Raw genomic sequence first — 23,632 nt, 5'->3', positions numbered from 1 at the left:
ATGTTCAGCTTTAGCCGCACGAGTTTACTGCCGCAGCTAAAATTACTTATTGGGCGTTACCCCTGTTCGTTTTCAACTTGCAACTCGCAACTCGCAATCTTTCAACATCTGGTACCCGGTACGGTACCGGCGGTACCGTACCGGGTACCGAGTCGGCTTATTTTTTCTTCAGCCAGGGCATCATGTCCCGCAGCTCAGCGCCCACCTCTTCAATGAGATGCTCTTTCTCCTGCTTGCGAATCGCGTTGAATACCGGGCGGTTGGCCTGGTTTTCCAGCATCCACTCTTTGGCAAACACTCCGTTTTGAATCTCCGCCAGCACGGCCCGCATTTCTTCCCGGGTCTCTTCATTAATGATACGGGGTCCCACCATATAATCGCCGTATTCCGCGGTATTGCTGATGGAGTGGCGCATCCAGCCGAGGCCGCCCTCGTTAATCAGGTCCACGATCAATTTCATTTCATGCAGGCACTCAAAATAAGCCATCTCCGGGGCGTAGCCCGCTTCCACCAGGGTCTCAAACCCGGCTTTGATCAGCTCGCTGACACCGCCGCACAGCACGCACTGCTCACCGAACAGGTCGGTTTCAGTTTCCTCGGCGAAGGAAGTTTCAAATACCCCCGCCCGGGTACAGCCAATGCCCTTGGCATACGCCATGGCGGTTTCCCGGGCCCGGCCCGTGTAGTCCTGGTGCACGGCCATCAGCCCCGGCACTCCCTGGCCATCCACGTACATCCGGCGCACCATGTGACCGGGACTCTTGGGAGCCACCATAAACACATCCACATTTTTAGGCGGCTGAATTTGCCCGAAGTGAATATTAAAGCCGTGGCTGAACATTAATGCCTTGCCTTCGGTGAGATAAGGCGCGATTTCCTCGGCGTAAACCCGGGCCTGGGTTTCGTCGGGCAGCAATATTTGAATCACTTCAGCTTGATTGGCGGCCTCGGCCACCGTGGTTACAGTCAGGCCGTCCGCTTCGACTTTGGGCCAGCTGGCGCTGTCCTTGCGCAAACCCACCACTACATCCAAACCGCTGTCCTTTAAGTTCTGAGCCTGGGCATGCCCTTGGCTGCCGTAACCCATGATAGCAATCTTTTTACCTTTGAGCACCGCTAAGTCTGCATCTTGATCGTAATAAACCTTAACCATAGTTATTAAATCTCCTCCTTGGTACCGTTATCCTGGTATCCTGTATATTTTGAACCTCTAAGCATGGCAATTTTGCCTGTGCGTACCAGTTCCTTGATGCCGTACGGGCGCAGGGATTCTTCAAAAGCATTTATTTTACCGTCGTTACCCGTACACTCCAGTGTTAGTGTCTTGCGGCCCAGATCCACGATACGGGCCCGGAACACATCGGCAATCTGCATCACCTCGCCCCGCTGGGCGGAGTCCGCGTTTACCTTTATTAACACCAGTTCCCGGTCAACATATTCATCAACGGTAATATCATTTATTTTAATCACATCCACCAGCTTGTGCAGCTGTTTGGTGACCTGCTCCAAAACCCTTTCGTCACCGTCAACAACGATGGTCATCCGGGACACGTCGGGACTTTCGGTGCGCCCCACCGCCAGGCTGTCGATATTGTATCCGCGCCGGCTGAACAGGCCGGCCACCCGGGCCAGCACGCCCGGGCTGTTTTCCACCAGCACCGCCAGAGTATGCCTCAGCATATCTACCCCTCCTATCCCAGCATTTTATGGATGGGCTCGCCGGGGGGAACCATGGGGTATACATTTTCCTCCCGCTCAATGGGAAAATCAAGCACCACCGGTTTGGCCGACGCCATGGCTTCCTCCAGGGCGGGCCGTACTTCTGATTTCTTGCTCACCCGTATGCCCACGGCGCCATAGGCCTCGGCCAGCTTGACAAAGTCCGGGTTATCCAGCTCGGTGTAGGAATAACGGCGGTTATAGAACAGCTCCTGCCACTGCCGGACCATACCCAGAAAACCGTTGTTCATAATGGCTATTTTCACGGGCAAATTATAATGCACCGCCGTGGCCAGCTCCTGGATATTCATCTGAATGCTGCCGTCCCCGGCAATATCAATAACCGTCTCATCCGGACAGGCCACCTGCACGCCGATGGCCGCGGGGAAACCGAACCCCATGGTGCCCAGTCCGCCGGATGATATGAAAGTCCGGGGCCGGGTGAAGGTGTAATACTGGGCGGCCCACATTTGGTGCTGCCCCACTTCGGTGGTAATCCGGGCATTGCCTTTAGTTACGTTGAAAATCTCCTGGATAACCTCCTGGGGCTTAATGCGCCCGTTTTCCACAAATTCAAAGGGGTGCTCCTTTTTCCAGACCCCGATTTTATCCCGCCATTGACTGGCCAGCCTGGGCCTGAGACGCTCAATTATTTTGCGCAGGGTAAGCCGGACATCACCCACCAGGGGAATATCCACCCCTACATTTTTCCCTATTTCCGCCGGGTCTATGTCAATATGCATGATGACGGCACCGGGGGCGAATTCCTCAAGCTTACTGGTCACCCGGTCATCGAAACGCACTCCCACGCCAATCAGCAAATCGCATTCGTTGATGGCGTAATTGGCGTATTTACTGCCGTGCATGCCCAGCATGCCCACCGACAGCGGATGATTGCCGGGAAAACCACCCAGGCCCATGAGTGTGGTAGCCACCGGCATCAGCAGCATTTCAGCCAGCTCCAACAGCTCTCCGTGCGCTCCGCCGCTCACTACTCCGCCACCGGCATAAATAACGGGCCGCTCGGATTCTTCAATCGCCCTGACGGCCCTGGCCACTTGCTCGGTATCCGGCTCGTTATTTGTTTTATATCCCGGCAGCTGCACCGGCCCCGGGTCCGTGTACTCCGCCACGCCCACGGACACATCCTTGGGCATATCGATAAGCACCGGGCCGGGCCGGCCGCTGGTGGCGATATAAAAAGCCTCCCGCACCGTCCTGGCAACGTCATTGACGTCTTTAACTATAAAATTATGTTTGGTAATGGGCAATGTTATGCCGGTAATATCGGCCTCTTGAAAAGAGTCCTTGCCCAACAAAGAGGTCGGCACCTGCCCGGTAATAGCCACCATGGGAACTGAATCCATATAAGCGTTGGCAATGCCGGTAACTAAATTGGTCGCCCCGGGCCCCGACGTGGCCAGACAAACTCCGGGTTTACCGGAGGCCCTGGCATAGCCATCGGCGGCATGGGCAGCGCCCTGCTCGTGCCGGGTCAATATATGCCGGATATCGGCATCATACAGCACATCGTAAATCGGCAGCACCACCCCTCCCGGGTAGCCGAAAATAGTATCCACCCCCTCGGCCAGGAGACTTTCCACCAGGATTTGTGCCCCGGTTTTTTGCATACCCCTTCCACCTCCGGTAAATTATTTGGGGGTCCGGCCATAACATTATTTTGTCGGCCGGACCTTGGTATACTACACATATTCTCAATCATGGAAAACCCAGGTTGCTTTCTTAAGTATGTTGCGAAACTGTCATTAGCCTATAGTTTTTTCAAAACAGCCCCGGTACCCGCCGAAGTGACCAGTTGGGCATACCGGGCCAGGTAGCCTTTGCGCACTTTGGGCTCGGGCTTCACCCACCGGCCCAGCCGGGCGGCCAGCTCTTCATCGCTTAAAAGCACATCCAGCTTACACTCGGGTATATTAATCTCAATTAGATCGCCGTCTTTAAGCGCAGCAATGGGACCGCCCTCGGCGGCTTCGGGAGTAACGTGTCCGATAGAAGCCCCCCGGGTGGCTCCGGAAAACCGCCCGTCGGTAATCAATGCCACATCCTTATCCATTCCCAATCCGGCAACCGTAGCAGTGGGGGTAAGCATTTCCCGCATACCCGGACCGCCCTTGGGCCCTTCGTATCTGATAACAATAACGTCGCCCTTTTGGATTTGCCTATCTATAAGGGCCCGGCAGGCCTCATCCTCGGAATTAAACACCCGTGCCGGCCCGCGGTGTTTGAGCATTTCCGGGGCTACCCCGGCCTTTTTCACCACCGCTCCGCCGGGGGCCAGGCTGCCGTACAGCACGGCAATACCGCCGCTGGGACTGTACGGGTCGGCTGCGCCGCGGATAACCTCACCGCGTTTTATCGCCGCGCCGGACACATTTTCGCCCAGCGTCTTACCGGTAACGGTTGCCGCACTGCCGTCAGCCAGCCCGTGGGCTATCAGTTCACAGAGCACGGCGGATACCCCCCCGGCCTCATCCAAATCTTGCATAAAGTACGGCCCCATGGGGCTGAGTTTGCACAGGTTGGGGGTTTTCCCGCTGACCTGATTTATAATATCCAGGTTTATTTCCACCCCGGCCTCGTGGGCAATGGCGGGCAAATGCAGCACCGTATTAGTGGAGCAGCCCAGGGCCATATCCAGGGCCAAACCGTTGGCGAATGCCTTAGCGGTCATAATATCCGAAGGACACAGATTTTCCCGCACTAAATCGACCACCCGCATACCGCTCAATTTAGCCAGGCGCCGGCGCGCCGCGGAAATCGCGGGCAGCGACCCATTGCCGGGCAAGGCCATGCCCAGGGCCTCGGTGAGACAGTTCATGGAATTGGCGGTAAACATACCGGCACAAGAACCACATCCCGGGCACACCGATTCTTCAATTTCAGCCAGTTCGGCCTCGGTCATTTTACCGGCCCGCACCGCACCCACAGCCTCGAATATGTTGCTGAGGGACACATCCCGGCCTGCATGACGACCGGCCAGCATTGGCCCGCCGCTGACTACAATGGCGGGTATATTAATCCGGGCCGCGGCCATCAGCATGCCGGGCACCACCTTGTCGCAAGCCGTAACCAGCACCAGGCCGTCGAAGGGATGAGCCATGCTCATTACTTCCACCGAGTCGGCAATAATTTCCCGGCTAGCCAGGGAATATTTCATGCCCTCATGGTTCATGGCAATACCGTCGCACACCGCTATGGCGGGAAACTCCATGGGGGTGCCGCCGTTCATGCGGATACCGGCCTTGACCGCCTCGGTGATTTCGCGCAGGTGCAGATGTCCGGGCACTATTTCGTTAAATGAATTGACTACGCCAATAATGGGCCGCTCCAGTTCCTGCTCGGTCATACCCAGCGCTTTGAACAAAGAACGGTGGGGGGCTTTTTCCAGCCCCTTTTTCATAGCATCGCTGCGCAATTTTAATCCTCCTATCCAAACAGCAAACCTGTTTGCAAATAACGATAGTTATACCCAAATACAAAGACCGAATCAAAATTATGGTTTAGTGAATAAATCATTTACTCAAATATAACCGGTCCGTCCAGCTTGGTCAGTGCCCGGAAGTCTTTAAGCAAGCTCCGAAATACTTCGCCGGGTTTGCCGCTGCCGATAGTGCGGCCATCCACCCGCACGCAGGGGATTAATTCAGCCGCCGTACCGGTAAGGAAGCATTCATCGGCATTATACACATCATGCCGGGTAAATACTTTTTCCTCCACGACAATGCCTTTTTGCCGGGCTAAATCTATTACGGCATTGCGGGTAACACCCTCCAACAGCCCCACATAGATAGGCGGAGTAATAAGCTTGCCTTTTTTAACCAGGAAAAGGTTATCTCCGGTAGCCTCGGCTACATAACCTTCTTGATTGAGCATAATAGCCTCGGGCACACCGGCTAAAGCAGCTTCAATTTTAGCGTAAATGTTGTTCAGGTAGTTGAGAGATTTAACCCTGGGATTACAGGCCTCCGCCAGGTTGCGCCGGGTGGCCACAGTGACCATTTCCAAACCCTGCTCATACAATTCCTCCGGATAAAGCTGAATGGAAGCCGCAATACAGAATACAGTGGCCCGCGAGCATTTGCGGGGGTCCAAACCCAGATCACCTTTACCCCTGGTTACCACCAAACGGATATAAGCATCCCGCAAATTATTACGGCGCAGGGTTTCCAGCACGACTTCCTGCATTTCCTCGATGCTGACGGGAATGGCCAGTGTCAGGGTGCGGGCTGATTCATACAATCTTTCCAGATGTTCGGGCAGTTTAAAAACCCGGTTGTGATAAGCCCGAATGCCCTCGAACACACCATCACCGTATAGTAAACCATGGTCAAATACCGATACAACCGCTTCTTCCTCAGGTACATATTTACCATCCAAATAAATTATAAGGCCCATAACTTCACACTCCTGTTATGATTCAGTTAATTTTAGGTTAAACCCAAATATGACCACTAAATGTCGAAATTTACCCGCCACTACCGGTTAATTAACAGCCGCTGTTTTTTCACCCCCCGTACCAACTTAAAAAAATCTATAAAAATAAATAAGACCCCGCTGATATTTTCCAAGGGTGGAACCTATCCGCTTGGGTCTTTTATCCCCACGGTGTAACCTCCGGCAATTAAGCCCGGCGGTCTGTACCGCTTGGTCCAGTCCCTCAATGAAGAGGCGGAACCCTAGGTACACTTCCCTCCAGTTTGATGTTAAAAACAAATCACCGATCTCATAAGAATACTGAATAAAATACAAAGCCTCCCGTCCCTGGTGAATAAACACCAGGGACGAGAGGCGCTAAATTCCTCCCGCGGTACCACCCTGCTTGCTTCCGCCCGGCGGCGAAAGCCCCTTGAGTGTGTCAGCGACACGACGGCAATAACGGGCCACCTGTTCCCGACTTCGCCTACCAGGCGACAGCCTTTCGACAAAGCAGTTCCGGGGCGATGCCTCAACCTGTTCCGGCACTGGCTTTCAGCAACCCAGCTCTCTGTTGGCGCGGCCTGCAGGTATTGATCCCCTTCATAACCTTTAATATTAAATGAAATCTACATCTCAGTATACAGTAAAAACATAATCAAGGTCAACAGTTTTTAACCTTATTTCATTATATATTGCATGGCAACAGTAACCACGCCCAGCACAGCCCCCAGCAGCCCCCCCAGCCAGGTAATAGCCACCAGTTCCCGGCGCATGATACCGAGCAGCATTTCCTCCACCTGCAGTTCATCAAGCTCCTCCACCCGCTGCCGCACCATGCCCCTGATATCAATAAACCGCAGCAGCCCCGGTGCCTGTTTCCGCACCAGATAGCGGTACAGCCTGGTGACCGTTTCATCGGAATCGGTTATAAAACCGTCGGGCAGCAGGTCCAGCACACGACTCAGCGGCAGTTGCCAAACCGCTGCTATTTCCCGCCGCACCAGCGCATCCACACCCTGCGCCAGCGCATCCCGTTCCCATAAATTTTTCACCAAACGCTCGCCAAAAACCGCCAGCTGCGCAGGCCAGTCGGGATTAGCCCGGTCAAGCAGCTCCCGCCAGGTCCGGCCGCGGTTTCCGTCAATCAATTCCCCGGCGGCACCGGTCAAGGCAGCGGCTACAGCCGGATCGCGCAGCTTGTCCACAGCCCGGGCGGCTATCTCGGCGGCCTTTTCCCGTTTACCGGCGTCATCCAAACCGGCGACAATATCACTAATACTTTTTTCCAGCGTTTCATCCACCAGCAAATGCAAGCGATTGACAATTTCCGCCCGGTTCTTTTCATCGGCGAAAAACCGGGTTATTTCCACAGCCAGCCGCTGCACCAGCATATCGCTGCCATTGCCCATAAGCTGAAACAGCCCATTGACAAACCGCTTGATGGTCGTGCTTTCAAAAAATTCCTCGATGCGGCCTTTTATGGCTTGCCGGGCCCCCGGGGAATTGACATACTGCTCAATCGCCGCGATAATGCGGGGGGCCTGGTCTTCAACAAACTGGTGCATACCCTCTTGCACGGCACCGGGTAAGTAATAACCAACCGTCCGAGAGCTATTGAGAAAGTTTTCGATTGCCGCGGACAAACGGCGCTGCAGTTCCTGCTGCACGGCCGGCTGCTGCAATAATACCGCAGGCAGCTGCTCCGGAGCATCCAACAACGCATCACCTGAGCCGGCCGCATTTAACGCGTCAATCGTATCTGCGACAGTCCGATCAAGCAGATAATCCGCAACTTCCCGCGCCAGTTGGCCCGCCACCCGGCGGGATGCGTCACCCCGGACCAGCTTTACCGCCAGGCCGGAAAACAGTTCAGTTAACTTCAGGAAAAACTGCGACTCTCCCCCGGGGTCGCCCAACGCTTCGCCAACACCAATCCCACGTTCCCGTGTTTTAGTCACGCCATCGGCCAGATAGCACCGCATTTGCTCTTCTACTTCCGGCTGCAGCAAATGCCGCACCACCTTTTCCTCAGTGAGCAGCATACCGCCCACCGCCTCGCCGATGGCACCGGCCAGGCGCCCTTTCCCGCGGGGAATTACCCCCGGGGTAAAGGGTACTCGCAAGCCCAACAACCTTTTTTCGTACAGAGGCCGAAATAACATGCGAATGGCAATCCAGTTGGTGATATAACCGATAACGGCCCCCGCCAGCACCGACAAAACCATTTGCTGCCAGTTCATAAGTATACCTTCCTTAGTGTTAACGTGAATATCAACATGTCTAAATATGATAACTAATCCACTCATTATGGCACAAGAACGCAAAGATGCCAATAGCTATAACACGACATCCAAAGCTACATGGAAACTTAATCGTTCAGCTTAGGCAACAATTCACTTCGGCACAACAACTTGAAGCCGCTCCCGGGCCGCCCGAATAGCTTTCCGCACCGCCCCGGGAGCGGGGCCGCCCATAACACTGCGGGCCGCAACGCAATGAGCCACATCAATGGCCGCATAGACATCCCCGTTAATGGATGGGGAAAAGCCGCGCAATTCCTCCAGGCTCAACTCGTCCAAAGATTTTTTATGTTCCAGGCAGTAAGCTACCGCCCGCCCCACAATGGCATGGGCCTCCCGGAAAGGCACATCACACTGGACCAGATAATCGGCCAGATCGGTGGCATTGGTAAACCCACCCCGGGCCGCACGGGACATGTCTTCCTTTTTAACTCGCATGGTAGCCACCAGGGGCCGGAAAATCAACAAACACTTCCGCACGGTATCCACCGTGTCAAACAGAGCTTCCTTATCCTCCTGCATATCCTTGTTATAGGCCAGCGGAAGCCCCTTCAGCATAGTTAAAAGAGCGGTCAAATCCCCAAATACCCGGCCGCTCTTACCGCGAATCAGCTCCGCCACATCCGGGTTCTTTTTCTGGGGCATCATACTGCTCCCCGTGCTATAGGCATCATCCAGCTCGATAAAGCCAAATTCCGCCGAGGACCAGAGAATTATTTCCTCGCAAAAGCGGCTCAAGTGCACCATGATAAGGGATGCGGCGGCGGCAAATTCCACGGCAAAATCCCGGTCGCTCACCGCATCCAGACTGTTCTCCGTAACAGCGTCAAAGCCCAGCTCCCGGGCCACATACTCCCGGTCCAGGGGAAAGGTGGTACCGGCCAGCGCCCCGGCCCCCAAAGGCAGTACATTTACCCGCCGGCGGCAATCCGCCAAACGGTCCATATCCCGCCCGAACATCTGGCAGTAAGCGAGCAGGTGATGGGCAAGAGTAACCGGCTGGGCCCTTTGCAGGTGCGTATAGCCGGGCATTACGGTATCCAGGTGTTTTTCCGCCATATCCAGCAGTACAGCCACAAGCTCGGCCAGCAGTCGCCTTACCGTGTCCAGCTCATCACGCAGATACATGCGCACGTCAAGCGCCACCTGGTCATTGCGGCTGCGGGCAGTATGCAGTTTTTTGCCCACATCACCAATGCTTTCTATTAATAATTGCTCCACATTCATATGAATGTCCTCGGCGGCCACGGAAAACGCCACCCGGCCCGCTTCGATATCGGCCAGTATGTCCGACAGGCCACCGACAATGGCATCGGCATCCCCGTGACTGATAATGCCCGCCTGCGCCAGCATTTTAGCATGAGCAATGCTGCCGGTAATATCATATTTATAAAGACGGCTATCAAAGGAAATGGAAGAATGAAAGTCGTCCACCAGCCGGTCCGTCTCCTTTTGAAACCGCCCGCTCCATAGCTTGGCCATTAAATCCACCTCTTTTAAATTAACTTTTAGCGGCAAGAAAGCTTTATTCGCCGCCGCTGCTTCATTTTACCAAGATTCATGCTAAAATATTATAACACGGTCATGCCGGAGTTGGAAAAAGGTCGAAAAAAATAATCAGCCCAACCCGTATATTTTGCCTTAACTGTTAATATACTTTTTGCAAAATAAGCTGCTTGAATAGACTCCCAAACGATCGCCACGGCGGCGCATATAAATATATGTCAACCGATTGGCTTTTGCATCTTGCAAAGGCAGGCAGCGGGTAATTATAATTAATTATAACCTACAATGCCTTATTTAACAGCCAGATGCCCCCGACCGGGCCTTAAGGATGCAAAATATTAGGCTCTTATTTAAAAAAACGTTATACTATATAACCAATTAGCGTTTAAATATGTTAAAATAAAATCAATTAAACAGTTTATTAACAAAGGAGACGAGCATTTATGGAAAGAGAACTGACGCTGGAATTGGTGCGCGTTACCGAAATGGCCGCCCTGGCTTCCGCCCAATGGATGGGCCGCGGGCGCAAAAACGAGGCTGACGGAGCCGCCACCAACGCTATGCGCACCATGTTCGATTCAGTATGCTTGAATGGTACCGTGGTAATTGGAGAAGGTGAAATGGACGAAGCTCCCATGCTATATATCGGCGAAAAAGTAGGCAACTCCCCCACCCCCGAGGTGGATGTTGCAGTGGACCCGCTGGAAGGCACCAACATATTGGCTAAAGGACTGCCCAACGCCATGTCGGTAATTGCTATTGCCGATAAAGGCAATCTGCTGCACGCCCCGGATATGTATATGCATAAACTGGCCGTGGGACCACGGGCCGCCGGTAAAATCAACCTTGATGATCCTATCGAAAAAACTTTGGAGACTGTAGCCAAAGTCAACAACAAGCGCATCGTTGACTGTACGGTAATGATCCTGGACCGTCCCCGGCACCAAAAGTTAATTGATGCGGTACGCAAAGCGGGAGCCCGGGTGCGCCTCATTGGCGACGGTGACGTGGCTTCAGCACTGGCCACCGCCTTTGACGACACCGGCATTGATATTTGCGCCGGCATCGGCGGCGCCCCCGAAGGAGTAATTGCCGCCGCGGCACTTAAATGTCTGGGCGGTGAAATGCAGGCCCGGCTGGTACCCGAGGATGACAGTGAATACCGGCGCTGCCTGAGTATGGGCGTTGAAGACCCCAACCGCATTTTAACCATGGACGACCTGGTGCGCGGGGACGATGCCATATTCGCAGCCACCGGTGTCACCGATGGCGAGTTGCTCAAGGGAGTTCGCTTCAAGGGCGGCGAACTGGCTGAAACTTACTCGCTGGTAATGCGGGCCAAGAGCCGCACGGTACGCTTTATCAACACGGTACATAACCTGAGGTATAAGCCGCATTACTCACTGATCAAGGAAAAGTAACCAAAGAAAGTAACGATCATTTGCAAAGTGCCGGGTCGGGGTCAAGCCTCGCCCGGCACTTTTTGGTCGTGATTTCCCTTCCTTTTCTTATAATAGTTACCCAAGCTTTCTCAATAAAATATCGTTTATACCGATATTTTCATTAATAGAGTTTGAACATTTATATAGCTTAACTTTTGCCCCGTGTTGTCATAAGGTTCCCAATCCGGCCACTTCCGTTTTTGTAAACAGGCAGGTTATACATAATAAAGATTTTAATGCTTTTAGAGGAAAAATTGCTCATTAGGTCGAAAAATAATTAAAACCTGCAATCGGAGATGAACTACATGTTCTCTTTCGTTCTTACTGTTGCTCTAATTAATTTGCTTTTTATGTGCCTGTTGTTTTCAATGCGGCATAAAATCGCCATTACGACGCCGGTACTATTAATGACGGTACTGGTTGCTTTTTTATGCGCAATAGCTTTTCCTTATCTGATAGTTATTCTGGATTACCCTCAACTAGTAATAACATTTATTTTTATTATTCTTTTCTGCTCAGTGCTGTTAACTTTAGTTAATAAAAAATGCCTTGCCCTAAAATTAAACGCTGCGCCAACAAATCATCCGGATAGCAAAGAAGAGCAAACGAGCGACTTAAAAACTGCCAACGAAGTACCGTTGCTTGAAACGGCAACAACAGCAACTGCATACGAGCAGTTTGAACAAAGCACAGCAAATGTGATGTGCGCACAGATCGAACAAGTTTCAATCCCCACTATAGAGCCAGAAACAGAACCGGAAGCCACAGCGGCTAAAAACAAGGAAACGTCCGCAACCAAGTCCGAACTTATACACCCGCTGCTTGAAATTACGGATTCGCTTCCAGGTGTAACAGAGGAGAAAAACGGCTTACCCGACAACCCCGATTTGAGCGGGCATGTTAAAAAACCGGAACCGCCGGTCATGGAAATAAAACCTGATCCCGAGCTCGGACCTATGCCTGAGCCTGTGCCCGAGTCTGTGCCCGTGCCTGTACTTGAGCTTGCACCTATGCCTGAGCCTGTACCTGTACTTGAGCCTGAGTCTACACCTGAGCCTGTACTTGAGCCCGTGCCTGTACCTGAGCCTGCATTCGAACCAGCGGCCGTTTTTACATATGACAAGAATAAGAATACCCCTCCGCAAACTAACCATCGGCATCAAGATTTTTCACCCGGTGAGGTGACGGAACCCGCTGATGAAGTGACGGAACCCGATTCCGATAGGGTTGAAACTAATCGAACAGATTTAAACCGGTTTATAGAACTGGGTTTCGCCAGTAAACAGAACGGTGATTATTTAGGCGCGGCAACCACCTTTCTAAAAGCGCTGCAAATGCGGCCCAACACCAAACTGGCCCTACTGCTGGCGGTAGAGGTTAGTGAAATTTACCGGGAAGCGGGCCAGTTCTGGCAGGCGACAGAAATTCTGAACACATTAATAAAAAGCCGGCGTGCCGATTTAGATGGAGAAAAAGTTGAAAAGTTAGAACTAAAAATTAATCAGCTGCAAGAGTCACATTAAGAAGGGGGTAAAAACATGAAGAAGACAAAGGATCTAATAGGTTTACCGGTGCTTGCCGTAAATGAGGGAGATTTCGTTGCCCAAGCTTATTCGACAGTTATCAACCCGGCTGAGGGTAGAATCGAATATCTGCTTTTGAATGGCGATCAATGGTTCCTTGAGAAAAAATGTATTGCTTTCAGTGATGTTACCGCCATCGGTGCGAACGCGTTAACCACTGAAAAGGCGGCTAATGTAAAACCTGTCTCCCAGTTCAGTCAGGCTGTCAAACTATTGCAAGAAGAAACAAAGGTTTTAAACTCGAGCGTAATGACCAGGGACGGACGACTGCTGGGTACAGTATCGGAATTATTCTTTACTCAGCCGTCCGGCAAAATTACCGGATGTGAGTTAGTACCCCGGGATGGCACTGAACCGATCGGCATAATTCCGGCAGACCAAATAATTACTTTCGGCCACAAATACCTAGTAGTAACCGAAAACACCGATACATCTCTGAAAAAGGAACCCGGCCCAGGGCAGCCCCAAGCCGATAACCTTACCACCTCACCCCCGGTGGATATAAATCAGGATGCTGTTACCGGCTCAACGATTAACACACAGGATAATGACGAGCCGCTTGGAGAAAAGGACCCGCTGGAACTGTTCAGTGAGAAACAGCGCCAGTATCTAACCGGTAAAAAAGCCGGCAAAACGATTGTCGATGCCAAAGGCAACATTATAATCACCGAAGGCGCGACAATAACAGAAGATATTATCGAACACGCTTTAAAGGCTGACAAATACGTTGAATTAACTATGTTCGTGGAATAATCAGTGATTTCATGCGGACAGCATATCTAAAATCCGGCATCATTGCAGCCTTAATCTGCGCACAAACAGTATTGACACTAACCGCCTGGCTGGCGCTAAATGATTATCGGAATGACCGGGGTATTCCCCGGGGAATAAAAATAAACGGGGTGCCCGTGGGCGGCCTTACCAGGCAGCAAACCGAAAAACTTTTAAGAGAGACTTTTAATAATGGACTCGAAGTTCCGCTGGTTATACAGGCAGGCGAAAAGAACATCAGCGTAAGACCCGAGTCCGTGGATGCTGAACTGAACTACGATCACGCCATCGAAGAAGCGCTTGATCTTAAAAAGCAAGCCACGGGATTGACTGGGAAGCTCACCGAACTGGCGCTGCTGGCGGGGTTACATGATATCCCCCTAACATTTCAATTCAACCATGATAAAATGGCGAATCGGTTGGAAGAGCTGAAAAGTTCGGTCGACGTGATACCCTTGAGTGCCACGCTGATCGGCAACGAAAACGAGCGCATGCTGGTGCCTGAAAAAAACGGGCAGTTTCTAAACATACCTGCTACAATGCGACAGATAGATGCTATAACACCACCTTTACCCGACAGCATTCAGGCAATTATTGTCCCAAAGAAGGCACCGGCTGCCGCAAAAGATTTAGAACCGCTTCGTAATATACTGGGTGAATGCGAGACTGAATTAAACCCAACCCAGACAGACCGTACCGCTAATATTACTTTGGCCGTCAATGCTTTGCACAATACGCTTGTTAAACCGGATGAGATATTCTCATTTAATGAGCGAATCGGCGAAAGATCGGCCGAAAACGGCTTTAAAAACGCTCCCGTTATAGATGGTTCCAAAACTATAACGGGATTGGGCGGTGGAGTCTGCCAGGTATCGACCACCCTATACAACGCACTGCTGACAGCGAACCTGGAGATAATGGAACGTCAGCCTCACACCAGGCCGGTAGGCTATGTACCCCCCGGTCTGGATGCAACGGTTGTGGACGGGCAAATAGACTTGCGTTTCCGCAATAACCGCGACTATCCGGTATTCGTTACCGGAACTCTTATGAACCGCAAACTGCAGGTTAAGATTTGGGGCGTAATGAACGATAATGAACCACGCATTGATATTGATACAAATATTCAGATTGTTACCCCCGAAACCTTAATTCATCAGGAACCCGGTCTGCCCCAGGGCACTCAGGTGCTGCAAAGCCCGGGAAGGCGGGGCTATGTGGCTTTTGTTTATAAAGTGATCAAAGGTCCTCTTGGCGAAACCAGGCAATTAATAACCAGGGATTATTATCCACCCGAAAGCAAGGTAATCTTAGTAGGCACCGAAGGGTCCAATCCCAGCAAGTAACCCGCCGGGAACGGCGGACCAAAATGGTGAAGTCTTTGGGAAGGACCGGAAGGCCCTTCCCAAAATCCCTTAAAACAGACAGTCCCCCAAATTTAAGCAAGGTCCGAAATCTCCCGGCAACACCATTAGAGACTGCGGTGCTTCTATCCTCCGGGCGTCCACATGATTACGTTCACCCCAATCCAACAAATCACCGTCCCGGCCCGGTCGCCAACATCGGGCTGCCGGCCCTCAATCCACCGGTCAATGCAGTGACAAAAATCACTTCAGTTGCATATTCGTCATCGGCATATTCATCATCCGATTGATAAATATGCCGAATATAATCATCCGATCAACTAAAGCTTTTATTTGCCCTGTCACCTTTTACCGCCTCCCCTATGCTCATTGGTTCATAATAACCAAGATCATCAAGCCAGACATTGATTTCGTTAATTTTTAAGCATCGTTATAGCAATAATCCGCAAATATGATATTATTATAGTTGTTTCACCATAAATACGACTTTGGGAAGTGATTATTTGAGCACTGACAGTGACAACGTACACCGCATAGAACTGAGCGGCAGGGAAATAATCCTTATCGGTACGGCCCATGTTTCCCCAAAGAGTGTCGATGAGGTTAAAGAAGTTATCCAGTCGGAAAAACCCAATACCGTTTGCGTAGAGTTATGCCAGCCCCGGTACCAATCCATTACCGATGCCGATAGGTGGAAAAACACAGACATTTTTAAAATTATTAAAGATGGCAAAGCCCTGTTGCTGCTGGTTAATTTAATGCTGTCTTCCTACCAGAAAAGACTGGCTCAGCAGTTTGGGGTTCAACCCGGTCAGGAAATGATTCAAGGTATTACGTCAGCCGATGAAGTTGGCGCATCCCTGTGTCTGGCCGACCGGGAAATTCACACCACCATGCTCCGGTTATGGCGGAGTGTAAGCTTCTGGGGAAAGATGAAACTACTATTCCAAATTATCTTATCCATGTTTGACAAGGAAGAAATAAGCGAAGAAGAACTGGAGAAAATAAAAAGCCAGGACATGTTAACCGCGGCGTTAAACGAGCTATCCCGGGTTTCACCCAAGTTTAAGTCTGTATTGATCGATGAAAGAGACCAGTACCTGGCAGAGAAAATAAAAACAGCCTCGGGGAACAAGATAGTGGCGGTATTGGGGGCCGGCCACGTACCCGGCATTAAAAAAGAACTTCATCATGATCACGATCTGACTCAACTGTCACTGGTTGCGCCGGCTCCCATAATTAATAAAATTATCGGCTGGGGCATCCCGCTGGTGATAATGGCGATCATTATTTCTACATTCTCCGTGGATAGGTCCGCAGGGATTGATCAACTGTTAAGCTGGGTTCTCTGGCACGGTACGTTATCCGCACTGGGTGCTTTAATTGCCTTCGGCCACCCTTTAAGTGTATTGACGGCCCTGGTTGCCGCACCTATAACTTCCCTGAATCCCATGCTGGCGGCGGGATGGTTTGCCGGTCTCACCGAGGCTTTTATCAGAAAGCCAAATGTGCAAGATTTTGAAACCATATCCGAGGATATTTGTTCCCTCAAGGGCTTTTGGCGCAATAAAGTAACTCATGTCCTTCTAGTGGTGGTTCTCGCCAATATTGGAAGCTCCTTGGGCACTTATATCGGGGGAGCGGATGTGCTCAGACTGTTTTTTAGTACTTTTTTTTAAATACTGCAGAATATATAAGCGGGGCACCTTAATCGGGCCCCGCTTTTTGCCAAGCGACCGGGATAACAAAAGCCGGCACCAACAGGGACATGGTGAACACCACGTGATCCGGCAGTTTTTCACAAAAACTTGCCTATTAAACTCACTATTGCCGATAGAGACGCCTGTATGCTCCCCAGATTCACGGCCAGCAGAAAAAGCCCCAGCAGCATCGCGCCGAGTACAGGGAAACCGATACCTCTTTCTTCATCAGCATCATGCAGTTCCGTAGAGTCATCATCCACTAAAATGCCGAAATAGCTGCTTATGCCTTCAATTTCCAAGCTCTTTCTTTAAGTATTTTAAAATATCATCAGGAGCCTGCAGATCGAAAATTTTCTCCCCAATTAAATCCAATACCTTATCATCAGCTCTTTTCATTAATACCTGCAACTCTTCCGGCAGGCTACCGAACCGTCTTGAAACCATTTTAATCAGCAATTCAGCCTTGCCTTCAACTTTACCTTTTTCCATGCCTTTTTCCATACCTTTTTCTATGCCCTCTTTAATGCCCTTTTCCATCCCTTTTAACTCTGCATACTTGATTCTGGATACGGCATCCAATCTGGCCTTCTCCCGAGCATAGGCTTCTTGTCGCAATTTCTCATCGGCACTTATTTCTCCCAGAATTTCCATAGCCATGGCCAATTCCTCCTTTTGGCTCGCCAATTCCTTGAGCAGTTCTTCGCTACCTGGTTTACCCGCTTCTTTCATAAAGGTTAGCCACTTTTCCACCGATTCCATTCCTCCCAGTCTACTCTGAGCGGTGAATTTTTTAAGTTCAAAATAGTGTATTTCCAAATCCTCTACTAATAAAAAACCGTCGTCCTTTTCTAAAATGCTGTATTGGGTATGGTATCTGTCGGTTTCATGGATGATATCAAAGTCCAGGATGTTGATTACGATGGATTTCTTCAGGGTGGCATAGGTTTCGGATTCGGCGATGGTTTCCGAGTACATCTTGGCCCAGTAGTATAAGCTTCTTTTGCGGAAGTTGTCGACGTCGTTGACCTGAACTTCAATGTTTATTCTTTCCCCGGTCTGGGTCATAACTTTAATGTCCAGGATGGAGCCTTTATCTCCTCTGAATTCCTTGTAGCTAAAAGGGTTCAAGTGGGTAATGGCGGTTATTTTGTTGTCTTTGTGCAGACCCAGCAGGGAGTTTAGAAAATCAATGAGGATAATTCTGCTCCTTGGTTCTTCCCGGGCAAACAGTGCTTTAAATACAAGGTCTATTAAGGGGCTTAAAAGGTGTTTTTCCCGCCCCGCAGTCATAGCTACCACCAGCTTTTTTTATAAAATTTTATTGTCCTTATTATATCCATTATTGCTGTTTTTTGAAAGAGATTATATCTTTGGCTCAGAACAAAGCATAGAGGTTAACAATCCCGGACATTCCCGTCAAACACGTCATCATATACGCGGCGGGGAATGCCGCACCGCTGCACGGCGCCGATTAATTTAGAAACGGCTTAATGTTGTTTTTGGGTGATTACGCCCATCCGCTTCTTGTCGGACCCGCTCTCCACATAATTTTGATAGTTTTTATTTTGAGTTAAACCGGATTAAACCGGGAAGCCTTTATCCGGAGTATGTCAGGCAAACACGGAAACAGCGGGCAGACAGAAAGAACGCGTCCTTCCCACCTGTCTGTTTTATTTCCAAAACGCGCATTCAGGCTCGTTAGCAGCGGGCAGGTTTTTGATGAGGCCGGACGGGAATATGATAAACGGAACGCCTTCAAGTCTGAGCGTTTTCAAAGCAGTCATTTTCGCATAGCTTGCGGCGGTAGCGTTATCCACGTCTGTAAACAAGTTTCCTGTCAGATCCAGCGATTCCAACGTAGCCGGCAATAAATTCGCGGAAGGCATTTCGTTCAGCTGGTTACCCCAGAGATCCAGGGTTGACAGTTTTGTATTGGACAGGTCTGTGGTGAAGCGCGTCAGGCCACAAGATTGCATACTCATGGGGTTAGATCGTCCTAACAACGGTGCAAAAAAAAATAAGCGCTTGTTTATGATAAGAACGTACGTTGACAAAAGGCAGGCCTGCCCCTTCAGGACCTCAGGGAACGCTTATAATAATGCACCTTACCATACCTCTTTGGGCCTGTCAACAAGGCTATTTTAGCGGGTTTCTGCCGTTTTTGATTAAGACGGCCTAATTCAAAAAACGCTGATCCCCGGCATTTCATTTATGAGCAGCAGCGAGGAGGCTAGGATACGCTAACATATTCGCCGAAAAAAATTCCGGGCAAACCGATACCTACCACCGCCGCCGTAGGCTCCACCGGACAGATAAATCCCTGTCGCGTCAGAAACAGCGAAACGCAAACCGCCGCCGGAATTAAACGGCGGTTTGCGTTCCTAAATGTCAGTCGGTCAAATCGAGTTACTTCTTCCGCTTTTAGAGAAAGTCCAGATCCATAATGGCCGGCGCATAAACATGAGCATTGGCAGAATCCGGTAAAACATCAAATTACATATCGAATCGCGCCTCATCCACGGCCTCACTCGCAGGGATCGGAATGGTGATGGAACCGCCGGCTGGGATAACAAAAGCCGGCACCAACAGGGACATGGTGAACACACGTAATCCGGCAGTTTTTCACAAAAACTTGCCTATTAAACTCACTATTGCCGATAGGGACGCCTGTGCCATTGAACACGTATCAGCAACTATTCAATCAATGCCATGAAGGATTTTTTATAAACCAATGGAATATCGGTGAAGCAGCCGATTGGCCGGAAAAAAAATAAACTCCCATATTAAAGCAGGAGTCTTGGGAGTCCGATAGCCGTCATACGGCCGGGACATGAAAGGTCATTTTTCAAAGTATCTCTTGCCGGTTAGCGGTTAAGCTGAACCGCCGTTCCTCACCGTCACCACAAACTTGGCCCGCTCCGTTTCCAGGATATCCAGATGCACATGGAATATCTCATATAAAATATCACTGTTAACCACCCGATCGGTATCACCCGCCACCGTAATTTTGCCGCCCTGCATGCCGATGATCTCATCGCTGTAATAAACGGCTTGGTTGATGTCGTGCAGCACCATGACAATGGTCATACCCAGCTCCCGGTTCAGTTTTCTAATCAACTCCAGCATCTCGATTTGGTAGCGGATATCCAGGTAAGTGGTGGGTTCGTCCAACAGCAGAATATTTGTCTTCTGGGCCAGGGCCATAGCAATCCAGACCCGCTGCCGCTGCCCTCCGGACAGGGAGGAAATGGGCTTGTTCCTGAATTTATACACATCGGTTATTTCCATGGCCCAATCAACGATATCCCAGTCCTCCCGACTGTGCTGCCTGTAACCAATGAACATATCAATGCGCATTTCCTTATCTGTTTTATCGCCCTTTTGATTGCAAGAATCGTTGAAATGAGACTCGGCGGCAAATATACTATATCCAAAATAACAGAAACTCTGCAGAATGTAGCATGCAGTCACCTAGATCAAAATTTATGGTTGTTTGATTTTGCCGACGAGGTCACGGATGAGTGCAATGCCGTTTTCGGTACGGATTTTGGCAGAAAAGCCATGACACTTCAAGAAATTAAAAAAAATTTTGGGAAAACCAAAAAACACTAAAATTACACTACAACTCCTCGCAAAAGAACAAGTCCACAAGCCCTTATAATTACAGGTCTTGCGGACTATTTGGTTATTTTTGGCTTCCAAAAATAAGGTTTAGAATATAGCACAGCCTTCCTCACCTGTCAACTAACTGGCATTTACGGCAATTTTTCGGCAGTATGTCATAATCTTCATATTAATGTCGCAAGGCTATTTTAATATCCTTGCAATTCATGATTTCTCCATGCCCCATAAAACAAAGGCAAGTTAATAAGACTTAACCCGGTCCCAAAAAAAAATAAAAAAATTATTTTGTAAACCTGAATAAAATATCCGCTTCGCTTGGAGGCATATGTCCGGCGCACCTGCCGACTTCGGCCCGAATCCGCAGGGTCCCGCAAAGAGTGCCGTCCGGCACCCGGCTTATTTTACGGATATAATGGAGAGGAATGAGATATTTGTTTTTTTTCGGTTTTACCTGTACAAAACCACCGCCGTACAGACAACTCAGCCGGGTAAGTCTGCCGCGCAAAGAAGCTCCCGCCTTGCTCCGATAACGGATTTCCCTGGAAACCAGCGTAATGGCGCCCCTGCCGTTTAGCACCGTCATTTGGGCGGGTTTAACGAAACCTTTGTCGCCCATGGAAATTTCATCGCTGTCCTTCTTAAACACGTCGAAAGGGACCTGACATTTTCCATCAGCAAAGGGAAACCTCCGGCCCGCCGCCTGATCGTACAGATCCCAACGGACGCCATTTAATTTGTCTTTTTCTATCAGTGCCCGCGCCAGCCCGTCTACGCTTTCCCGCGGCATCCAACAGACGTACCGCAGCGCGCACTGCCTTGCCATCTCTACCGTCAGCTCCGGCATCCGTCGGAAAAAGGGACGGATCAGCTCGTATTTTTCTTTTACCGTCGCCGCAGCCGCCTTTGCTTCGCCTATCAGACTGGTGCCTCCGGAGGGGTCGCGTTTAATCAGCCCTTTTGTTTCATAAAAGTCAAGCAACTGGGACACGGCAGCCTTTGACACCCCCAATTGCTCCGCCAGGTCGGATACAAGCCTGCCGCTATTTTGGTAAAAATCCAGGTAAAACAGGTATTGCAGCTGTTTAGGCGTAAAATCCATCGTCACCTCACCCCTGAAATGCTATCCTAGCGCCGGGACATATCGCCCGTTATACATGCAAATTCATCAAAATAGCGTCACAAATATTGTTGCCCCAATAAATTCCCTTTTTAGTCAATTGGTAGGCATCCTCTTCCTCAGTAACATAGCCTTCTTTCAAAAGCCGCGCCACAAGATTCCGGATATTCTCGCCAAACATGTCCGCATATGCATGGCGGGGAATTCTGCACTGCTGCACCGCGCCGATCAATCTGGAAACGGCTTGATGTTGATTTTTAGTGATTACGCCCATCCGTTTTTTGTCGGATCCGCTCTCCATATAATGTTGATAACTTTCGAGAGCAATGGGGTTCATATAGGTTATATCGGCAAAATTTCCCCCCGCCCCCGCGCCCAGCGCCAGGGTGTCCATTCCGCCGTGCCTGGACGTAATATATCGGTAGGGGTCATACCGGGTCAGTTTGGTAAGCTCCAGAATGGAAAACTCCGCGTCGAGGGCTCTGGCGTATATGCGTTCGAACAAGGCCAGGTCCGTGTCATTTCCTTTTTCCTCAACATTAATCAACCGGGAATCAGGCCGCGCAATCAGAGAATAAAAAGAAAAGCCGGCCAATCCCAGAGAAAAAATCATGTTTAGATCTTCATCCACCTCCTCCCCGGTCTGGCGGGGATAGTGATAAATGAGATCAATATTCACATTTTCAAAGCCCCGGGATTTAACTTGCAAATTTTTTTGGTAGGCGCTTTTCCCGCTCCCCGCCCGCCCCAACAGCTGCCTGCCCCGGTCGTTGAAAGTTTGGATGCCGATGCTGATCCTGTTTACGCCCCATTCTTGCAGACTGCTGATTTTATCCTCTGTCAACTCGGTAACAGTAGTCTCCAGAGTGATTTCCGCGTCATCCGCCAAACGGAAGTTTTTTCGCAGGGCCATGAGGATCTCTTTGACGCTCCGGTTGCTCAAAGTGGTGGGAGTTCCGCCACCGAAGTACACTGCTTGAAAGGTCAAATGGCGAACATAATCCAGTGCCTGATAACGCTCTATCTCTTTGACGATCAGATTGGCATAGTCGTCGCCGGCCGGTCCCAGGGTTCTAATCATATTGCAGAAAGAGCAAATTTTTCGGCAAAAGGGGATGTGAATATAAATTACGGCTTCCCGGGCAGCTCCGGCAATGCTTTTGAGATACTCGTCGACATCCATTACCCTGATGGCCATAGCTTTAGTGATGTTATACAATTCATGATGGCTCTTCAATCTGTGCGCAAACATTTATTTCTCCCCATTCACCTGTAAAAATATATTGAGAAAAGTTTCTCCGGCCCGGAGCAAATCAGTATCGTCGGGATGGATAGCGGCCGCAGCGTAACGCTCCAGGCTTCCCTCCGTAATGGCGTGGGGATGCTCCGGCGGCAAGGATTTAAAGGACTCAATCAGCTTTGGATCGATTTTCCCCTGGCAGGCGAACTCTCCAAGCAACAGATTGTCTTTAAGCAGACTTCTGGTCCGCTCAAAGCATTTTTGCCCGTGAGCGGAATCGGGCCTGGCGCCCAGAGTGAAAAAAAAGGCCACCCGCTTGTTTTTAATTGTGTCAATATAGCTCAGGGCTTCTTTATCGGGCATCCCCCGGTCAATCCAAAACCCAACAATCACAACATCATATTCTTCCGGTTGGGGCGCCTCGCTCATTTTGTAGAAATCCGCACTTGCGGGAAGCACCTCCCGGATTGCCCGGGCCACTTTTTCCGTATTTCCTGTCCGGCTCGAATACGTCAATAATATTTTCATCAACCGACCTCCCTGTGCATTGTGTTGTGTGCCGCTCAATACCAAATAAGTGTTAGGATAATCTAACTAAAATGTTAAAAGATGATGCATTCTTGCCTTTAGATTGGCTTAACCTGTTCTTGAAAAAAAACCTTGAAAAAAAGTTTTCGCCTCCAGATAGATGGCCAGATCGGCAAAGCTTTCCGGCATATTGACAACCCCGACGCTGGCCCGTACTTTAATATGCATCATACCGAAATCCATACCTTTTTCTTCGTCATAGTTCCAATGCATGTTCATCACCGGAAAAGAATAGATG

General features: G+C 50.2%; 20 protein-coding genes and 1 other annotated feature. Of the genes, 5 read left to right on the top strand and 15 right to left on the bottom strand.

Features of this window, described 5'->3' with window-relative positions:
* Positions 1-157: 157 nt before the first annotated feature.
* The 7 genes from ilvC to argH form a co-directional block, all read right to left on the bottom strand.
* Positions 158-1,153 (bottom strand): ketol-acid reductoisomerase, encoded by a 996-nt coding sequence (gene ilvC / locus ABDB91_RS02645; protein ID WP_347490083.1) that lies wholly within the window; start codon positions 1,151-1,153, stop codon positions 158-160.
* Between the two features lie 5 nt (positions 1,154-1,158).
* The gene (gene ilvN / locus ABDB91_RS02640) at positions 1,159-1,677 is read right to left on the bottom strand and encodes an acetolactate synthase small subunit (protein ID WP_347491507.1); all 519 of its coding nucleotides are present in this window, start codon (positions 1,675-1,677) and stop codon (positions 1,159-1,161) included.
* A gap of 14 nt (positions 1,678-1,691) precedes the next feature.
* The gene (gene ilvB, locus ABDB91_RS02635) at positions 1,692-3,350 is read right to left on the bottom strand and encodes a biosynthetic-type acetolactate synthase large subunit (RefSeq protein WP_347490082.1); all 1,659 of its coding nucleotides are present in this window, start codon (positions 3,348-3,350) and stop codon (positions 1,692-1,694) included.
* A 140-nt stretch (positions 3,351-3,490) separates the two neighbouring features.
* Positions 3,491-5,155, bottom strand: coding sequence for a dihydroxy-acid dehydratase (gene ilvD / locus ABDB91_RS02630; protein WP_347490081.1), 1,665 nt, complete (start codon positions 5,153-5,155; stop codon positions 3,491-3,493).
* 101 nt (positions 5,156-5,256) lie between these two features.
* Positions 5,257-6,135 carry a branched-chain-amino-acid transaminase gene (gene ilvE, locus ABDB91_RS02625; protein ID WP_347490080.1) on the bottom strand — a complete coding sequence of 293 codons (879 nt, stop codon included), beginning with the start codon at positions 6,133-6,135 and terminating at the stop codon, positions 5,257-5,259.
* 379 nt (positions 6,136-6,514) lie between these two features.
* Positions 6,515-6,769 (bottom strand) — a binding site (T-box leader).
* 64 nt (positions 6,770-6,833) lie between these two features.
* Positions 6,834-8,396: a DUF445 family protein gene (locus ABDB91_RS02620; protein ID WP_347490078.1), complete on the bottom strand. Its 1,563-nt coding sequence runs from the start codon at positions 8,394-8,396 to the stop codon at positions 6,834-6,836.
* A gap of 153 nt (positions 8,397-8,549) precedes the next feature.
* Positions 8,550-9,938, bottom strand: coding sequence for an argininosuccinate lyase (argH, locus tag ABDB91_RS02615; RefSeq protein WP_347490077.1), 1,389 nt, complete (start codon positions 9,936-9,938; stop codon positions 8,550-8,552).
* Positions 9,939-10,405: 467 nt separating this feature from the next.
* Between argH and glpX the strand changes: the two genes are divergently transcribed.
* The 5 genes from glpX (at position 10,406) to ABDB91_RS02590 (ending at position 16,801) form a co-directional block, all read left to right on the top strand.
* Positions 10,406-11,383, top strand: a complete 978-nt coding sequence (gene glpX, locus ABDB91_RS02610; RefSeq protein ID WP_347490076.1) for a class II fructose-bisphosphatase — start codon at positions 10,406-10,408, stop codon at positions 11,381-11,383.
* A gap of 326 nt (positions 11,384-11,709) precedes the next feature.
* On the top strand, positions 11,710-12,927 hold the full coding sequence (locus ABDB91_RS02605; protein WP_347490075.1) for a hypothetical protein: 1,218 nt from the start codon (positions 11,710-11,712) through the stop codon (positions 12,925-12,927).
* Between the two features lie 15 nt (positions 12,928-12,942).
* Positions 12,943-13,740 carry a hypothetical protein gene (locus tag ABDB91_RS02600; protein ID WP_347490074.1) on the top strand — a complete coding sequence of 266 codons (798 nt, stop codon included), beginning with the start codon at positions 12,943-12,945 and terminating at the stop codon, positions 13,738-13,740.
* An 11-nt stretch (positions 13,741-13,751) separates the two neighbouring features.
* Complete coding sequence (locus ABDB91_RS02595; protein ID WP_347490072.1) at positions 13,752-15,104, top strand: VanW family protein; 1,353 nt, start codon at positions 13,752-13,754, stop codon at positions 15,102-15,104.
* A gap of 521 nt (positions 15,105-15,625) precedes the next feature.
* Entirely contained in the window at positions 15,626-16,801 is a 1,176-nt protein-coding gene (locus tag ABDB91_RS02590) for a TraB/GumN family protein (protein ID WP_347490071.1), read from the top strand.
* A 119-nt stretch (positions 16,802-16,920) separates the two neighbouring features.
* Here the strand turns inward: ABDB91_RS02590 and ABDB91_RS02585 are convergent, their stop codons facing one another.
* The 8 genes from ABDB91_RS02585 to ABDB91_RS02550 form a co-directional block, all read right to left on the bottom strand.
* On the bottom strand, positions 16,921-17,124 hold the full coding sequence (locus tag ABDB91_RS02585; RefSeq protein ID WP_347490069.1) for a hypothetical protein: 204 nt from the start codon (positions 17,122-17,124) through the stop codon (positions 16,921-16,923).
* On the bottom strand, positions 17,114-18,115 hold the full coding sequence (locus ABDB91_RS02580; protein WP_347490067.1) for an Rpn family recombination-promoting nuclease/putative transposase: 1,002 nt from the start codon (positions 18,113-18,115) through the stop codon (positions 17,114-17,116). Before ABDB91_RS02580 ends, ABDB91_RS02585 begins: the two co-directional genes overlap by 11 nt.
* 380 nt (positions 18,116-18,495) lie before the next feature.
* The gene (locus tag ABDB91_RS02575) at positions 18,496-18,807 is read right to left on the bottom strand and encodes a hypothetical protein (RefSeq protein ID WP_347490065.1); all 312 of its coding nucleotides are present in this window, start codon (positions 18,805-18,807) and stop codon (positions 18,496-18,498) included.
* Between the two features lie 889 nt (positions 18,808-19,696).
* The gene (locus ABDB91_RS02570) at positions 19,697-20,182 is read right to left on the bottom strand and encodes an ABC transporter ATP-binding protein (protein ID WP_347490064.1); all 486 of its coding nucleotides are present in this window, start codon (positions 20,180-20,182) and stop codon (positions 19,697-19,699) included.
* A gap of 547 nt (positions 20,183-20,729) precedes the next feature.
* Positions 20,730-21,548, bottom strand: coding sequence for a MarR family transcriptional regulator (locus ABDB91_RS02565; RefSeq protein ID WP_347490062.1), 819 nt, complete (start codon positions 21,546-21,548; stop codon positions 20,730-20,732).
* 49 nt (positions 21,549-21,597) lie between these two features.
* The gene (locus tag ABDB91_RS02560) at positions 21,598-22,818 is read right to left on the bottom strand and encodes a radical SAM protein (RefSeq protein WP_347490061.1); all 1,221 of its coding nucleotides are present in this window, start codon (positions 22,816-22,818) and stop codon (positions 21,598-21,600) included.
* On the bottom strand, positions 22,819-23,334 hold the full coding sequence (locus tag ABDB91_RS02555; RefSeq protein WP_347490059.1) for a flavodoxin family protein: 516 nt from the start codon (positions 23,332-23,334) through the stop codon (positions 22,819-22,821).
* Between the two features lie 108 nt (positions 23,335-23,442).
* The gene (locus ABDB91_RS02550) at positions 23,443-23,607 is read right to left on the bottom strand and encodes a hypothetical protein (RefSeq protein ID WP_347490058.1); all 165 of its coding nucleotides are present in this window, start codon (positions 23,605-23,607) and stop codon (positions 23,443-23,445) included.
* Between the last annotated feature and the right edge of the window lie 25 nt (positions 23,608-23,632).

This window comes from Desulfoscipio sp. XC116, from assembly GCF_039851975.1.
Lineage (GTDB): Bacteria > Bacillota > Desulfotomaculia > Desulfotomaculales > Desulfallaceae > Sporotomaculum.
Note: the sequence above shows the minus strand (reverse complement) of the source record. Positions and strands in the feature narration are given on the sequence as shown.

Excerpts from the sequence above, each read along its gene's own strand:
- ABDB91_RS02560 (WP_347490061.1), bottom strand. The coding sequence starts at position 22,818 with ATGTTTGCGCACAGATTGAAGAGCCATCATGAATTGTATAACATCACT.
- ilvE (WP_347490080.1), bottom strand. The coding sequence starts at position 6,135 with ATGGGCCTTATAATTTATTTGGATGGTAAATATGTACCTGAGGAAGAA.
- ilvB (WP_347490082.1), bottom strand. The coding sequence starts at position 3,350 with ATGCAAAAAACCGGGGCACAAATCCTGGTGGAAAGTCTCCTGGCCGAG.
- argH (WP_347490077.1), bottom strand. The coding sequence starts at position 9,938 with ATGGCCAAGCTATGGAGCGGGCGGTTTCAAAAGGAGACGGACCGGCTG.
- ABDB91_RS02620 (WP_347490078.1), bottom strand. The coding sequence starts at position 8,396 with ATGAACTGGCAGCAAATGGTTTTGTCGGTGCTGGCGGGGGCCGTTATC.
- ABDB91_RS02575 (WP_347490065.1), bottom strand. The coding sequence starts at position 18,807 with ATGAGTATGCAATCTTGTGGCCTGACGCGCTTCACCACAGACCTGTCC.
- ABDB91_RS02605 (WP_347490075.1), top strand. The coding sequence starts at position 11,710 with ATGTTCTCTTTCGTTCTTACTGTTGCTCTAATTAATTTGCTTTTTATG.
- ABDB91_RS02565 (WP_347490062.1), bottom strand. The coding sequence starts at position 21,548 with ATGGATTTTACGCCTAAACAGCTGCAATACCTGTTTTACCTGGATTTT.
- ABDB91_RS02570 (WP_347490064.1), bottom strand. The coding sequence starts at position 20,182 with ATGCGCATTGATATGTTCATTGGTTACAGGCAGCACAGTCGGGAGGAC.
- glpX (WP_347490076.1), top strand. The coding sequence starts at position 10,406 with ATGGAAAGAGAACTGACGCTGGAATTGGTGCGCGTTACCGAAATGGCC.
- ilvC (WP_347490083.1), bottom strand. The coding sequence starts at position 1,153 with ATGGTTAAGGTTTATTACGATCAAGATGCAGACTTAGCGGTGCTCAAA.
- ABDB91_RS02595 (WP_347490072.1), top strand. The coding sequence starts at position 13,752 with ATGCGGACAGCATATCTAAAATCCGGCATCATTGCAGCCTTAATCTGC.
- ABDB91_RS02550 (WP_347490058.1), bottom strand. The coding sequence starts at position 23,607 with ATGCATTGGAACTATGACGAAGAAAAAGGTATGGATTTCGGTATGATG.
- ABDB91_RS02600 (WP_347490074.1), top strand. The coding sequence starts at position 12,943 with ATGAAGAAGACAAAGGATCTAATAGGTTTACCGGTGCTTGCCGTAAAT.
- ABDB91_RS02580 (WP_347490067.1), bottom strand. The coding sequence starts at position 18,115 with ATGACTGCGGGGCGGGAAAAACACCTTTTAAGCCCCTTAATAGACCTT.
- ABDB91_RS02555 (WP_347490059.1), bottom strand. The coding sequence starts at position 23,334 with ATGAAAATATTATTGACGTATTCGAGCCGGACAGGAAATACGGAAAAA.